At 62.7% G+C, this 14,371-nt stretch carries 15 protein-coding genes; 7 read left to right on the forward strand and 8 right to left on the reverse strand.

Going from position 1 to position 14,371, the window contains the following annotated elements:
• Nucleotides 1–104: 104 nt before the first annotated feature.
• Both AB6O04_RS11470 and AB6O04_RS11475 read right to left on the reverse strand, forming a co-directional pair.
• Entirely contained in the window at nt 105–650 is a 546-nt protein-coding gene (locus AB6O04_RS11470) for a DUF1415 domain-containing protein (RefSeq protein ID WP_368564049.1), read from the reverse strand.
• A gap of 2 nt (nt 651–652) precedes the next feature.
• The gene (locus AB6O04_RS11475; RefSeq protein ID WP_368564050.1) at nt 653–1,135 is read right to left on the reverse strand and encodes a YajQ family cyclic di-GMP-binding protein; all 483 of its coding nucleotides are present in this window, start codon (nt 1,133–1,135) and stop codon (nt 653–655) included.
• 78 nt (nt 1,136–1,213) lie between these two features.
• Between AB6O04_RS11475 and AB6O04_RS11480 the strand changes: the two genes are divergently transcribed.
• Both AB6O04_RS11480 and AB6O04_RS11485 read left to right on the forward strand, forming a co-directional pair.
• Nucleotides 1,214–2,095 carry a DMT family transporter gene (locus tag AB6O04_RS11480; RefSeq protein WP_368564051.1) on the forward strand — a complete coding sequence of 294 codons (882 nt, stop codon included), beginning with the start codon at nt 1,214–1,216 and terminating at the stop codon, nt 2,093–2,095.
• Nucleotides 2,096–2,235: 140 nt separating this feature from the next.
• On the forward strand, nt 2,236–2,778 hold the full coding sequence (locus AB6O04_RS11485) for a DUF1453 domain-containing protein (protein WP_368564052.1): 543 nt from the start codon (nt 2,236–2,238) through the stop codon (nt 2,776–2,778).
• A 15-nt stretch (nt 2,779–2,793) separates the two neighbouring features.
• Here AB6O04_RS11485 and AB6O04_RS11490 read toward each other — a convergent pair whose 3' ends face one another.
• The 5 genes from AB6O04_RS11490 to otsB all read right to left on the reverse strand — a co-directional run bounded on the left by AB6O04_RS11490 (nt 2,794) and on the right by otsB (nt 8,218).
• Nucleotides 2,794–3,084, reverse strand: coding sequence for a hypothetical protein (locus AB6O04_RS11490; protein WP_368564053.1), 291 nt, complete (start codon nt 3,082–3,084; stop codon nt 2,794–2,796).
• A 155-nt stretch (nt 3,085–3,239) separates the two neighbouring features.
• A complete protein-coding gene (locus tag AB6O04_RS11495) occupies nt 3,240–3,869 on the reverse strand; it encodes an OmpW family protein (RefSeq protein ID WP_368564054.1) in 630 nt (209 codons plus the stop codon).
• 379 nt (nt 3,870–4,248) lie between these two features.
• Nucleotides 4,249–5,619: an alpha,alpha-trehalose-phosphate synthase (UDP-forming) gene (gene otsA / locus AB6O04_RS11500; RefSeq protein WP_368564055.1), complete on the reverse strand. Its 1,371-nt coding sequence runs from the start codon at nt 5,617–5,619 to the stop codon at nt 4,249–4,251.
• Nucleotides 5,616–7,412 carry a glycoside hydrolase family 15 protein gene (locus tag AB6O04_RS11505; protein WP_368564056.1) on the reverse strand — a complete coding sequence of 599 codons (1,797 nt, stop codon included), beginning with the start codon at nt 7,410–7,412 and terminating at the stop codon, nt 5,616–5,618. Before AB6O04_RS11505 ends, otsA begins: the two co-directional genes overlap by 4 nt.
• The gene (gene otsB / locus AB6O04_RS11510) at nt 7,409–8,218 is read right to left on the reverse strand and encodes a trehalose-phosphatase (RefSeq protein WP_368564057.1); all 810 of its coding nucleotides are present in this window, start codon (nt 8,216–8,218) and stop codon (nt 7,409–7,411) included. Before otsB ends, AB6O04_RS11505 begins: the two co-directional genes overlap by 4 nt.
• Nucleotides 8,219–8,401: 183 nt before the next feature.
• Between otsB and AB6O04_RS11515 the strand changes: the two genes are divergently transcribed.
• The 5 genes from AB6O04_RS11515 (at nt 8,402) to lpdA (ending at nt 13,806) form a co-directional block, all read left to right on the forward strand.
• The gene (locus AB6O04_RS11515; protein ID WP_368564058.1) at nt 8,402–8,857 is read left to right on the forward strand and encodes a DMT family transporter; all 456 of its coding nucleotides are present in this window, start codon (nt 8,402–8,404) and stop codon (nt 8,855–8,857) included.
• Between the two features lie 2 nt (nt 8,858–8,859).
• The gene (locus AB6O04_RS11520; RefSeq protein ID WP_368564059.1) at nt 8,860–9,378 is read left to right on the forward strand and encodes a DNA-deoxyinosine glycosylase; all 519 of its coding nucleotides are present in this window, start codon (nt 8,860–8,862) and stop codon (nt 9,376–9,378) included.
• 107 nt (nt 9,379–9,485) lie between these two features.
• Nucleotides 9,486–10,247 (forward strand): DUF2884 family protein, encoded by a 762-nt coding sequence (locus AB6O04_RS11525; protein WP_368564060.1) that lies wholly within the window; start codon nt 9,486–9,488, stop codon nt 10,245–10,247.
• A 188-nt stretch (nt 10,248–10,435) separates the two neighbouring features.
• Complete coding sequence (locus AB6O04_RS11530) at nt 10,436–11,896, forward strand: dihydrolipoyllysine-residue acetyltransferase (protein WP_368564061.1); 1,461 nt, start codon at nt 10,436–10,438, stop codon at nt 11,894–11,896.
• An 89-nt stretch (nt 11,897–11,985) separates the two neighbouring features.
• Entirely contained in the window at nt 11,986–13,806 is a 1,821-nt protein-coding gene (gene lpdA, locus AB6O04_RS11535) for a dihydrolipoyl dehydrogenase (RefSeq protein WP_368564062.1), read from the forward strand.
• Between the two features lie 181 nt (nt 13,807–13,987).
• Here lpdA and AB6O04_RS11540 read toward each other — a convergent pair whose 3' ends face one another.
• Nucleotides 13,988–14,203, reverse strand: a complete 216-nt coding sequence (locus AB6O04_RS11540; RefSeq protein ID WP_368564063.1) for a DUF2061 domain-containing protein — start codon at nt 14,201–14,203, stop codon at nt 13,988–13,990.
• Between the last annotated feature and the right edge of the window lie 168 nt (nt 14,204–14,371).

Consider the following 14,371-nt stretch of genomic DNA (forward strand, 5'->3'; position numbering starts at 1 on the left):
CAACGGGTCGCTTACGAGTTGTCGCGACTCACCGGTGCCGGCATGCCGGCACCACTCCCACAAGTGAAGATCTCTTCATCGGCGCATCTTGCGCATCACGAAACTCAATCGGGGAACAGCTTGCGCCAGCCTTCTGTGCCTAGCTTCTCAAGCGTCTCCAGATTTCTTTCGACGATCACATCGGGATCGGGAAACACTTCCACAGCGCGATCGATGCTGGCTTCGCGCAACAAGTGCAGCGTGGGATAGGGCGAGCGGTTGCTGTAGTTGCCGATATCGTCATCGGCGGTGCCGGCGAACCGGTAGTCGGGGTGGAAGCTGGCCACCTGCAGAACCCCTTGCAGATCCAATGCCTCGACAGCGGCATCGGCGTTGTCCAGGAAGTCGTTGTAATCCAGGAAGTCCGTCAGCACGTCCGGATGGATGATCAGCGTGGTGTCGGTTTGTTCGGGATCGGCGTCGCGCAGGTACACCAGTTCTTCCGCCAACTGCTCCAGCAGGGCTTCGGGCGTTGTCGCATCGCTCAGCACGAAACGCACCTGCTGCTTCACGTACACCGCCTTGGCGAACGGGCAGAGATTCAGGCCGATCACCGCCCGCTCGAGCCAGCGCCGGGTGGCTGCGATCGGCTCTTCGGCGATCGGATCCATGTTCAATCGCGGAAGTTGTCGAACTGCAGCGGCAGCTCGAACTCGCTCTTCTTCAGCAGGGCGATGGCGTCCTGCAGATCGTCGCGCTTCTTGCCGTTGACCCGCAGCTTGTCGCCGTTGATCTGGCTTTCCACCTTGAGCTTGGCTTCCTTCAAAGTAGCGGCGATCTTCTTGGCGATCTTCTGCTCGATGCCCTGCTTGACCGTGACCTTCTGGCGCGCACCGGCCAGGTTGGTTTCCACATCGCCTTCTTCCAGGCAGCGTACGTCGATGCCGCGCGCAATCAGGCGTGCGCGCAGGATGTCGGACATCTGCTTGAGCTGGAAATCGCTGGGCGCGGACAGGCTGATCACGTTTTCTTCCAACACGAACTTGGCGTCCACGCCCTTGAAGTCGAAGCGGGTGGACAGTTCACGGTTGGCTTGATCGACCGCGTTGGTCAGTTCGTGGCGGTCGACTTCGGAAATGACGTCGAAAGAAGGCATGGCGGGGATTCCATCGGGCTAGCTGGCGATTTTACGCCGTCCGGCTGCGCTGCGCCCGTGAGCAAGGGATAATGCCGCATGACCCCCCGCCATCCCCAACTTCCCGCCATCGGCTTGATGCTGCTGGCGGTGCTGATGTTCGCGCTGATGGACGCAGGCTTGAAGCTGCTTTCATCGCACTATCCATCCTTGCAGGTATCCGCATTGCGTGGGCTTTCTTCGCTGCCTATCGTGGCGATATGGGTGTTCGCCACGGTCACGCCGGGCAGCCTGCTGCGGGTGCATTGGCCACTGCATCTGCTGCGCGGCGCATTGGGTATCGCAATGATGGTCGGCTTCGTTTACGGCCTGCGAACGCTGCCACTGTCCACCGTCTACGCCATCACGTTCGTTGCGCCGCTGTTGGTAACCGCGATGGCAGGGCCGCTGTTGAAGGAAAAAGTCGGCCCGGGGCGTTGGGTGGCGATCATCGTCGGCCTGGTGGGTGTGCTGGTGGTCTTGCGGCCGACCGGGGCGGGGATGCTGACCGCGGGCGGGTTGGCGATATTGGGCGCGGCGGTCTGCTACGCGGCCGGCGCGATCACCGTGCGCATGCTGGCGCAGCGCGACAGTACGCAGTCGATGGTGTTCTGGTTCATGGTGCTGCTGTCGCTGGGCGCCTGGCTGTTGGCGCTCCCCGGATGGAAGCCGCTCCTTGCCGGCGACATATGGATCATCATCGGCGTGGGAGTGGCGGGCTCGCTGGCCCAGGTGGCGTTGACGGAGGCCTTCCGCCGCGGCGAGGCGTCGTTGATCGCCCCGCTGGAATACAGCGCGTTGCTTTGGGGCGTGATACTGGACGTCGCCTTGTGGGGCGTTTTGCCGGACAGCATTACTTGGGTAGGCGCAGCGATTATCGTGGCCAGCGGCTTGTATTTGTTGCGCCGGGAAAAGGTGCATGTGGAAGCTGAGCGGCCGTGACTGCCATGGCAAAAAGCAAATCCCCCTCAATCCCCCTTTAAAAAGGGGGAAGCAAAGCTAGAGCCTTGCCCGCTTGCCCGCTTGCCCGCTTGCCCGCTTTCCCCATTCCCCATTCCCCTTAATACGGCATGATGCCGGGCATGCCCTTCCTGATCATTCCCTTATTGCTGATCGCGATGCTGGTGCTTTGGCTGGTGTTGCTGCCGCTATCGCTTTGGCAGCGCTATCGTTATGGCAAGGCGCGCAGGATGGCACGTCCCTGGCTGGTGACCTTCAATGCCTGGGGCCTGCTGCTGTCGGTGATTGTGTTTTTTGTGATCAGCGCCATCAGTGAGGTCTGGTGGCCCGCTAGCCTGAGTTACGCCGCGGCCGGGGCCGGGATAGGTGTAATCGTCGGTGGACTGGGCCTTGCGATCACTCGCTTCGACATCACGCCGCAGGGTCTGTTCTATCGTCCCAATCCATGGCTGACATTGGCACTGACGCTGTTGATCGCCGGGCGCATCGTCATGGGGTTCGTGCAGGTGTATCGGCAATGGCCGGGAGGCGAAGCGGAGAGGTTTCTCGCGGCGCTGGATCACGCCAGCCTGCTGTCGGTGGCGGGTTTATTGCTTGGCTACTATCTGGCCTACGCCTGGGGATTGAGATGGCGACTGACACGGCTGGCGCGGTTGCTGCGGTAGGCGCGCGCGGCTGATTCAGAACTCGTCCACGATCTCGATCGCACCGTCGAGGTCGTCGGCGGCTCGTTCCACTAGCGCATTGACGCGGCGAACCCCTTCCTCGTTGGAGGCTTCGATCTCCAATTGATGAAAGCCAGGTGAGGTATCGTCCGGTAACCCGGCCGAGCTGGAGTCATCGTCATCGCCATGCGGCATCAGGTCGCCCACTTCCTCCACGTGCTCAATCCCTTCAATGGATTGCAGGGCGGTCATCAACGCACGGTTCTGATCTTCGTTGGCGCTCACACGTAGTCGGACGGTAGGCATGGCGTTGTCTCCTTAGGTTCCACCTGCACGCTACCCGGCGCCTTGCTAACGCCGCGTATTGGCAGAATTTGGATTCCATAAAGAGGGAATCCCATAGAAAAAGGCGGCGGATCCGTGAGGATCCGCCGCCCTTGGATATCGCAGCAACCGTTTGATCAGAAGCGTGCGCCGATGCCGACACCCACCGTCCACGGGTCGATGGTCAGCTCTTCACCGGTGTCCTGGCCGGCGATCCGCATTTCCGAGTCGCCCTTCATGTAGCGAGCGTCGGCGCGGGCGAACCAGCGGCTGGTGATGTTGAAGTCGACACCGGCCGTGGCGATAGCGCCCTTGGCGGTGTCCAGGCCCACGTGCAGGCCGTCGCCGCCAATGTTCTCGTTGCTGAAGTTGGACTCGTAGTAGCCCAGGCCCACGAACGGACGGATGACCTTGTCCGGCGCACCGAAGTGATACTGACCGCTCAGCGCGATCGGCTGCTGCTCGATGCTGCCGATCTTGCCCTGGTCGCCGCGTACGCGATGGTTGAACTTGTCAGCCGCGCCCCAGAGTTCGATGGCGATGTTGTCGGTGGCGTACCAGCTGGCGCTCAGCGTCGGCGCGGTGCCGCCATCGACGTCGATGCGTGCGCCCGGCAGGGGATCGGAGTCGGGCTGCAGGATGGCAGCGCCGCCTACGACGGCAAAACGCTTGCCGGCAGCGGTATCAGTAGTGTCCTGCGCGAAAGCGGCAGGTGCGACAGCCAGCATAGAGGCCATGGCGAGAGTCAAAGTACGAATGGAATTCATGTGGGGGAGCTCCTTAATTTTCTGTTATGTGCCCGAAGGGCGAGCGCACGGTAACCAAACCGGCATGAACCACGGCCCGTTCGCGAAATGAATCGATTGCAGAAAATCCAGCGGAGGTTAAGTTTCGTTCTGATTCGAACGGATTTCTATCGTATGCGCGCGTTTGTGGAACTCGCACTGGGCGACCGTTGCCAGGATATTTCCTTCTAGGACCATTTGCCCTTGTAAGACCGTTCGCTCTTGTAGGAGCCTTCGCTCTTGTAGGAGCGGCGTCCCGCCGCGAGCTCTTCTTGCCAGACCTTCGCGAAAAGCGAAAAGCTCGCGCCGAGACGGCGCTCCTACAGGAGCAACGTCGCTCCTACACGAAGAATGGTGGCTCTTATTCAGCCGATTCCAATTCGCCCAAATAGCGCTTGCGCCAGGTATTGATGTCGTTGCTGCGCAGGTTCTGCATCATCGCCTGCCAGCGCTCGATGCGTTTGGCTTTGGGCATGGTGGCGGCGGTTGCGATGGCGTCAGCCACACCGTCCAGGTCATAAGGATTGATCATTAGCGCTTCAGTCATTTCATCGGCCGCGCCGGCGAACAGTGAAAGCACCAGCACGCCGGGATCTTCGGGATCCTGCGCAGCGACAAACTCCTTGGCCACCAGATTCATGCCATCGCGCAGCGGCGTCACCAGCGCCACCCGCGCCATGCGATAGAAGCCGGTCAAGGTGGAATGGGCAAAGTTGCGATTGACGTAGCGCAGCGGCGTCCAGTCGGGTTCGGCGTGGTTGCCGTTGATGTGGCCGGCGATCTGTTCCAGCTGATTGCGCAACGTCTGGTATTCGGCGACGTCGCCGCGCGATATCGGCGCGATCTGCAGGTAGGTCAGATGGCCTTTCTGGTCCGGATGGCGTTCCAGATAACGCTCATAGCCATGGAAACGTTCCGGAAGACCCTTGGAATAGTCCAGTCGATCCACGCCAATCGCCAGCTGTCGCGGTTGCAGGCTGGCGCGCAGCGACTTGACCGCAGGCTTGCTCACCGCGGCGCGTGCCTGGTTGGCGATCAATTCGGTGTCGATGCTGATCGGAAACGCGCCGGTGCGCACCCGCCGCCCGCCCGGCACTTCGAACCAGCCGTCCTTCAACAGCTTGCCGCCACCGAATAGCCGCACATAAGCCAGGAACCGGTCGACGTCGCGCTGGGTCTGGAAACCGACCAGATCATAGGCATAGAGGCTGCGGAACAGGATTTCGTGTTCCGGCAGCGCCACCATCAGATCGCACGAAGGCATGGGGACGTGCAGGAAGAAGCCCATGCGGCAGCCGACGCCACGCTCGCGCAGCATCGATGCGAGGGGAATCAGGTGGTAGTCGTGGATCCAGACGATGTCGTCTTCGCGCAGCAGCGGCGCGAGTTTTTCGGCGAACAGGGCATTGACCCGGCGATAACCCTCGCGGGTGGCGCGGTCGTAGTCCACCAGGTCCAGACGGAAATGCAGCAGCGGCCAGAGTGTGCGATTGGCGAAGCCGTTGTAGTACGCGTCGTGATCGCGGCGGTTGAGATCCATCGTGACGAAGCGGATGCCGCCATCGCTCTGGTCATGCAGGCGGCCGCTTTCCTCGCGCGTGACCTTGCCGCTCCAGCCGAACCACAAACCGCCGCGCTCGCGCAGCGCAGCCAGCAAACCGACCGCCAATCCGCCCGCACGACTTTCTCCGGGTAGCGCCACCCGGTTGGATACCACCACCAGGCGGCTCACGAAGCCTCCTGCCAGGAGCGCGACAGGCGCATGGCAGCGATGATCAGGCCTACATGCGAATACGTCTGCGGGAAATTCCCCCACGCCTCGCCGTCCTCGAACGCGAGGTCCTCTGACAGCAAACCCAGATGGTTCCTGCGCGCCAGGATGCGTTCGAACAGCTCGCGCGCTTCTTCCTTGCGTCCTATCGCGGCGAGTGCGTCGATGTACCAGAACGTGCACAAGGTGAAGCTGGTTTCTGGGGTGCCGAAATCGTCCGGCGCGATGTAGCGGAACAGCGCGTCACCGCGCCGCAGGATACGCCCGATGGCGTCCACGGTGCCGATGAAGCGTGGATCGTCCGCCGCGATGAAGCCGATGTCCGACAACAGCAACAGCGACGCATCCAAGCGTTCTCCTCCGAAGGTGTCGGTGAAGTGCCCGCGTTCTTCGCTCCAGGCTTCCGCCAACACCCGTGCCTTCACCGTATCGGCACGTTGGCGCCAGTGCTCGGCGCGGCCGTCCAGTTGCAGGCGCGTGGCGATTTTGGCCAGGCGGTCGCAGGCGGCCCAGCACATCACGCTGGTGTAGGTGTGCACCTCAGCGCGGCTGCGGAATTCCCACAGGCCGGCGTCGGGTTGATCATGCAAGGCGAATGCCCGCTCGCCCAAAGGCTCCAGGCGCTTGAAAGTATCTTCGGTGCCGGGGTCGACCAAACGCTGATCGAAGAAAAGCTGGGTCGACGCCAACACCACGCTGCCATACACGTCGTGCTGTTTCTGGATCCATGCCAGGTTGCCGCGCCGGACCGGACCCATGCCGCGGTAACCGGAGAGCGTCTCCACCTCATGCTCGTGCAGTTGTTCCTCAAAACCGATGCCATACAACGGTTGCAGCGTGCCGTCGCCCGTGGCGATGTTGAAGATGTAGCGCAGGAAGCCCTCCATGGTGCGCGTGGCGCCCAGGCGGTTAAGTGCCCTGACCACGAAGGCCGCATCGCGCAGCCAGCAGTAGCGATAGTCCCAGTTGCGCGAGGTGTTGGGCGCCTCGGGTATGGAGGTGGTCATCGCGGCAATGATCGCACCGCTCTCTTCGTACTGGCAAAGCTTCAACGTGATGGCGCTGCGGATGACGGCGTCCTGCCACTCCAGCGGTATGGACAGATAACGGACCCATTCGTACCAGTAATCGGCGGTGTGCTCGCGCGCTTCCCGCACGAAACCCGCAACGCCGCGGGTCAGCGATTCGTCCGGGCCCAGCACCAGGTTCATCGGATGGCTCAGGACGAAAGACGACTCGTCGCGAAGGAACCGCACCGGCACGTCGCCGGTCAATCGCAAGGTGAAGTCGGGCAGCAGCCAGCGGATGTGGTTGCTGCCCCAGGTGGAGTCGGGCACGCGTCCGCCCCAATCCGCCAGCGGCCGTACGCGCACGCGGATGCGCGGGCTGCCCGAGAGCGGAGTCACCTGCCGGATCAGCATGACCGGACGGTAGAAGCGGTCGTAGCGACGCCAGCGCGGTGCGAAGTCGATGATCTCCACCGCGCCGCCATGACGGTCGCGCAGAACGGTGCGCAGGATGGCGGTGTTCTTGAGGTAGCTCTGCTCGCTGTCGACGAAATCTTCCAGCTCGATGGAGAAATCACCGTCATCGTGATCGCGCGGCGAGAGCAGCGCGCAGAACGCCGGATCGCCGTCGAACGCGGGCAGGCAACTCCACACCACGCGCCCCTTCTTGTCGACCAAGGCGCCAAAGCTGCCGTTGCCGATTACCCCCAAGTCGAGGCTGGCCAGATCGAGGCTGGCTTGATTCATGCGGTTTCTCCGTCGTCGGATGCGGGAAAGGGGGCGCCTGCAGGGGGAATGTCCGCAGGGCATTGAGCGCGCAGCCAGACGTGCACCGCAGCTGGATCGGCCAAGGCGTACGTGGCGTGGCTGGTTTCACGCCCGCCCACCAGCACGCCCCAGCCGCCCAGCTTGCGCACCGCTTCAAAGCCGTATTCGTCGGTCAGGTCGTCACCGACGAATACCGGCGTGCGACCTTGGAAGGGTGGTTGCCGCATCATCGTCACCACGGCGCGGCCTTTGTCGACATGCGCCGGGACCAGTTCAATGACGTGGTCGCCCGGCTGCAGGCGATAACCTTCGATATTGCCGATAAGGGTTTCGGCGAAGGCGCGAACGTAGTCCGCCGCCTGCGGTGCCGCGCGCCAATGCAAGGCCACGTGGCTGCCTTTGTCTTCGACCGCCACGCCGGGGTAATCGCCCGCAAAACGCGCTGCTTCCCGCTTGAAGCGGTCGAGCGCCGGCGAGGTTTCCTGGGGCCCATTCGCAGTCGTGATCGCCCCACGGAACTGGTGGCCGTGCAGTCCGGCGGCTGGCAGTTGCAGCGGTGCGAACAAACGGTCCAATTGTTCCAGCGGGCGTCCACTGACCAGCGCCAATGCGCCCTGCAGCCGGTCGCTGATGGCCTGGATGATAGGTAGCGCGCCTGCGGGCAAACTGACGCGATCCGGTTGGACCGCGAAGTCGAGCAATGTGCCGTCCACATCCAGGAACAATGCGCAAGCGTCGTTCAACGAAGGTGGCGGCGGGCGGCGAAGGGGGGTCGCAGCGGCCATGCCGGACATTGTGCCTGATGAAGAATGAGCGTTTCGTTGGTGGGTGAACGGGGGCGCTTTGCGTCGCATTCGCGGCATTGCACGGTGCCGGATGTGAAGAACCAGTGCTTTTGCCGCCAACCCACACCAACCCCTGATGCCGCTTCCCGTATCGTGGCGAGTTTCTGCGCACGGAGAATCGGAATGAATGCGGCAAGCTTGGGTCTGGCGATTCTTATCGGTACGTTGTTGCCGTTGCAGGCGCTGATCAATGCGGCGTTGGGAAAGCAGACATTCGGTGCGGTGTTCGCTTCGTTGGTCTCATTCTCCGTTGGCACCGGCGTGCTGGTGTTGTGGTGGCTGGCGTCGCGGCCGGCGTTCGAGGCCACCGTGTTGGCGAAGGTGCCGTGGTGGGCGTGGACCGGCGGAGCCATTGGCGCGGTCTACGTTGCCGCTTCCACATTGCTCATTCCGCGTATGGGCGCGGCCGCCTTGATCTGCCTGGTGGTATTCGGACAGCTGCTGGGATCGATCTTGCTCGATCATTTCGGTGTGCTGCACACACGCCAGCCCGTCGATCTGCTGCGAGTCGTGGGTGCCGTACTGGTGGCGGTCGGTGCGTTGCTGGTGGTCCGTCCCTGGGCTGCGCAAGGCGGTTGAAAGTGTCCGCCACCTTGCGCGGACTACCGCCGCAGATCGCCCCTGGCTGCCGTGCGTTGGTACTGGGCTCGATGCCGGGCGACGCATCGCTGAGCGCGGGCCAGTACTACGCGCATCCGCGCAACCGCTTCTGGCAGCTTATGGGTCGCTTGTGCGGTGTCGATGCCGGGCAATCCTATGAATCGCGGTTGCATGCGTTGCACGCGGCTGGAATCGGCTTATGGGACGTGATCGGGGAGTGCCAGCGTAGCGGCAGCCTGGACGCCGCTATCGTGCGCGGTACTGAAATACCGAATCCGATCGCGGAGCGCCTGTCCGATTGGCCGGAGCTGCGTGTCATAGCCTTCAACGGCGGCAAGGCAGCCGAAGCTTTTCGCCGCCATCTGCAGCCTCGGCTGGGTCTGGTTCTCGATCGTCGACGAATCGCCCTGTTGCCGCTGCCCTCGACCAGTCCCGCCAACGCCGCCTTTGGGCTGGAACGGTTAGCTGAAGCATGGACGCCATTGCGGGACTGTTTCTGAGCGGTGAGCGATGGGGGCATGACGAAGGTCATACCGCCGTTCGGCAGGCGGCCGCAGCCCTCAGCGGTGGCATGCTAAGGCCCATCTGATACTGCGGGAGTGCTCTGATGATCCATCGCTACATGCGCCGTACTATCGCCTCGCTGGGATTGATGCTGCTGGCCGCCGGCGCGCAAGCTGGAACCCGCTGCAACATCAAGAGCGACTACGACCTCACCATTGATGAGCGCAGCGTGATCTTCACTCGCGACAGTGGTCAGCCCAAGTGGGTGGTGATGCGCCAGGGGCGCTTGTTCCTGGATGATCGATGGGTGGCTTTAAGCAAGGAAGACACCCAGCGCGTTGCCGAGTTCGAAAGCAACGCGCGCAAAACCATGCCACTGGCGAGCGAGATCGCGCGCGACGCGACCGAAATCGCTTTCGCCGCGCTGACTGAAGTCGCGGCGGGTTTCAGCAGCGATCCCGCCAATACCCGCACTTCGCTGGATAAGGCGCGCAAGACGATCGACAGGCGCCTCGCACGCTCGATCAGTACCAATCGTTTCAGCAGCGATGAAATGGGCGAGGCTATCGGCCAGACAGTGGGGGAGGTGGTGCCCTTGATCATCGGTGACATCGTAGGTGGCGCAGTGCGCAGCGCTTTCACCGGCGATACCGAGCAGCTGAAGAAAATGGAAAACCTCGACAAGCAGATCGAGACCCAGGTGGAGCCGCGCGCCAAGCAGCTGGAAGCCCGCGCCGAAAAGCTCTGCGAGCATCTGCAGGAACTCGATCGGCTGGACGATGCGCTGGCGTATCGTATGCCCGGCGGCGGCCGCTTGAACCTGCTGGAAAACAAGCCGGACCAAAGCGATACCACTACCGAGTAACGCTTAAGTAACGCTGTCTGTTCGAGCTTTTCCTGCGCGCCCGCAGTCCACAAGACTGCGGGCGCCGTCGTTTTCGCGGCGCGATGTCCTGTGCCGGGACAAAAATAATCACCGTCAGAGGTTGGCGCATCGCGCGCGTATGGCCACAATAGGGGTTCCCCTTTCGAATCGAATCGCTGGAGTTCCGCATGGCCGACATCAAGGAAGCACGAGTTCCCGACATCGGTGACTACAGCGATGTACCCGTCATTGAAATACTGGTGGCCGTTGGCGACACCGTCGCCAAGGATCAGGGGTTGGTCACGCTGGAGTCGGACAAGGCCACGCTGGAAGTGCCTTCGCCGTTTGCCGGCGTGGTCAAGGAGCTGAAGGTCAAGCTGGGCGATGAGCTCTCCGAGGGCGGGGTGGTTGCGCTGATCGAGACTGGCGATGCGGCTGAAGTCAAACCAGCCGCCGCCGCCGCGCCGAAGGAAGCAGCGAAGGAGCCGCCGAAGGAGCCGTTGCCGAAGAGCCCGGAAAACCGCACCGCTGAAACCGCCACCCGGGTAGAACCTGTCGCGATGCCGGTTGTCCCGGACAAGATCGCTCAGCGCGAGGTCGCACAGGGCGCCTCGACCGCGCCAGCGGCATCGCGCGTGTTGGACGACCGCCCCGGCATCGATCCGGAAGCCTCGCCGCCGCGTTCGCCGCCGGTCGAGTTCAATGCGGATCGCGTAATGCCAGAGAAAGTGCCGCACGCCAGTCCGTCCGTGCGCCTGTTCGCGCGCGAATTGGGCGTGGATCTGAATCAGGTCAAAGGTACTGAACACGCTGGCCGCATCAGCAAGGAAGACGTGCAGCGTTACGTGAAAACCGCCCTGGCCGGTGGCGGCACGGCCGGCGCGGTTGCCCCGGCAGCCGCGGGTGGCGGACTCAATCTGCTGCCCTGGCCGAAGGTCGACTTCGCCAAGTTCGGCGAAATCGAGACCCAGCCGCTGTCGCGCATCAAGAAGATTTCCGGCGCCAACCTGGCGCGCAACTGGGCGATGATCCCGCACGTCACCCAGCATGACCTGGCCGACATCACCGACCTGGAAGCGCTGCGCGTGGCGCTGAACAAGGAGAACGAGAAAGCCGGCATCAAGCTGACCATGCTCGCGTTCCTGATGAAAGCCAGTGTGGCTGCGTTGAAGAAATTCCCGGACTTCAACTCGTCCCTGGATGCCAGCGGCGAAAACCTTACGCTGAAGAAATACTTCCATGTCGGCTTCGCCGCCGATACGCCCAACGGGCTTGTGGTGCCGGTCATCCGCGATGTCGACAAGAAAGGCGTGGTGGAGCTGGCGCAGGAAACCGGAGAGCTGGCCAAGAAAGCGCGCGAAGGGAAGCTGGGCCCGGCCGAAATGTCCGGCGGCTGCTTCTCCATTTCTTCGCTGGGCGGGATCGGCGGCACTGCGTTCACGCCGATCGTCAATGCGCCGGAAGTGGCCATTCTGGGTGTGTCCAAGTCGTCCATCCAGCCGGTGTGGGACGGCAAGCAGTTCCAGCCGCGCTTGATGCTGCCGCTGTCGTTGAGCTACGACCACCGTGTCATCGATGGCGCTTCCGCCGCTCGCTTCGCCGCGTACCTGGCACAGCTGCTGGCCGATATGCGCCGCGTGCTGTTGTGAGTTCTGTAGGGCGGGTCTAGACCCGCCGCCTACCGTCGTCCTGAAAGCCAATAGCGGGCCAAGCCCCGCCCACACGAAAGAGAGTTGCGATGGCGAATACCATTGAAGTCAAGGTCCCCGACATCGGCGATTACACCGACGTGCCGGTCATCGAAATCCTGGTCGCCGTGGGCGATACGGTGAAGAAGGACCAGGGTTTGGTGACGCTGGAATCGGACAAGGCGACGCTGGAAGTACCGTCTTCCGCGGCAGGCGTGTTGAAGGAGCTGAAGGTCAAACTGGGCGATACGTTGTCCGAAGGCAGTGTCGTAGCCATCCTGGAAGCCGAAGGCGTCGGAGACGCGCCGGCTGCGAAGCCCACGGCCGCCGCGGCGACTACCGAAGCGCCCAAGCCTGCACCGGTAACGCCGTCGCCCGCAGCTCCAGCCGCTCCCGCAACCTCTGCGCCCAAGCCGGCGCTGGGTACCGGCAAGCCCGCCGATATCGAATGCCGGATGGTGGTGCTGGGCGCCGGTCCGGGGGGGTACACCGCAGCGTTCCGTGCTGCCGACGTCAGCCTGGACACCGTGCTGATCGAACGCTATTCCACCCTGGGCGGTGTCTGTCTCAACGTGGGCTGCATTCCGTCCAAGGCGCTGCTGCATGCCGCGGCGCTGATCGAGGAGGCCTCGCATTCGGCCGACATCGGTGTGGATTTCGGCAAGCCCAAGATCGACCTGGCCAAGCTGCGCGATTTCAAGCAGAACAAAGTGGTCGGTCAGTTCACCAAAGGTCTGGCCGGCATGGCCAAGCAGCGCAAGGTGCGCACCGTGCAGGGCGTGGCGAAATTCGTTTCCGCCAATGAACTGGAAATCACCGGCGACGATGGCAAGACGCAGTTGCTGCGTTTCGAGCAATGCATCATCGCCGCTGGTTCGCAGGCCGTGAAGCTGCCCAATTTCCCGTGGGACGACAAACGCATCATGGATTCCACCGATGCGCTGCAACTGGAGGACGTGCCGAAGAAACTGCTGGTGGTCGGTGGCGGCATCATCGGCCTGGAAATGGCCACGGTGTATCGCGCGCTGGGCAGTGAAGTGACGGTGGTCGAGTTCATGGACCAGCTGATGCCGGGTGCCGACAAGGACCTGGTCAAGCCGTTGGCGGATCGTCTGAAGAAGCAGGGCGTGGCCGTGCACCTGAAGACCAAGGCCGCCAAGGTGGAAGCCTCCAAGCAGGGCATCACCGTCTCGTTCGAGAGCGCAGACGAGGGCCAGAAGCCGGCGCTGGAGTCGGGCACCTGGGATCGCGTGCTGGTGGCGGTAGGCCGTGCGCCCAACGGCGGCAAACTCGACGCGGACAAGGCGGGCGTGCAGGTCACCGAGCGCGGTTTCATTCCCGTCGACAAGCAGATGCGCACCAACGTGCCGCACATTTTTGCCATTGGTGATCTGGTCGGTCAGCCGATGTTGGCGCACAAAGCCACGCACGAAGGCAAGCTGGCCGCGGAAGTCGCCGCCGGGCAGAAGAAGGAGTGGGTGGCGCGGGTGATTCCGTCCGTGGCCTACACCGATCCCGAGATCGCCTGGGTCGGCGTGACCGAAACCGAAGCCAAGGCGAAAGGCCTGAAAGTAGGCGTGGGCAAGTTCCCCTGGGTGGCATCGGCGCGCGCGGTAGGCATTGGCCGCGGCGAAGGTTTCACCAAGCTGATCTTCGATGAGGACACCCACCGCGTCATCGGCGGCGCCATCGTCGGCGTGCACGCTGGCGACCTGATCGCGGAAATCGGGCTGGCGATCGAGATGGGCGCGGAAGCCGAAGACATCGGCCACACCATCCATCCGCATCCTACGCTGGGCGAATCGGTGGGCATGGCGGCCGAGGTCTACGACGGCACCATCACCGATTTGTACATTCCGAAGAAGAAGTAGGGACTGCGCTGCGTTGCAGCGTCAGCCATAACAACGCCGCCTCATTTCGAGGCGGCTTTTTTATGTGCAGCTCATGCATGCCTATCCTTGTGGGAGCGATGTGAGTCGCGACGAAGCTTTGCCGGTAAAGCCCGTCGCGACTCACATCGCTCCCACAAAAGAGCACCCTTCCTTTGTAGCTTCACAACGCCATCGCGGCAGGGGCCTGCGCGCTACGCCGCGCCCGCCGCCGTTCAATCCGCTTCCAAACCTTTTCATGGAAATGGAACACCACCGTGTTGCACGCCGGTTCGACCAATGCGAGGGCACCGCCCACCAGCAGGCTGCCGGTAAACAGCCAGCCCAGCAGGAAGGCGACGGTGAAATGCAGTGCGGCGAAGCTGAGAGTCTTGTTCACGACCGCCTCCAAATGAGAATTGATCTCATTATGGAGGCGAGTTGCTGTAAGTCCAATGCAATAGAGCGACTGTTTCAATAGCTGCTATCTATCGATCTAGCGGGACCATGAGCTCTATGCTCGACGTATTCACCATCAGCCCCGCTATGTGGCTGTCGCCATCAACAG

The organism is Pseudoxanthomonas sp. UTMC 1351 (genome assembly GCF_040948865.1).
In the GTDB taxonomy this organism is placed as follows: domain Bacteria; phylum Pseudomonadota; class Gammaproteobacteria; order Xanthomonadales; family Xanthomonadaceae; genus Pseudoxanthomonas_A.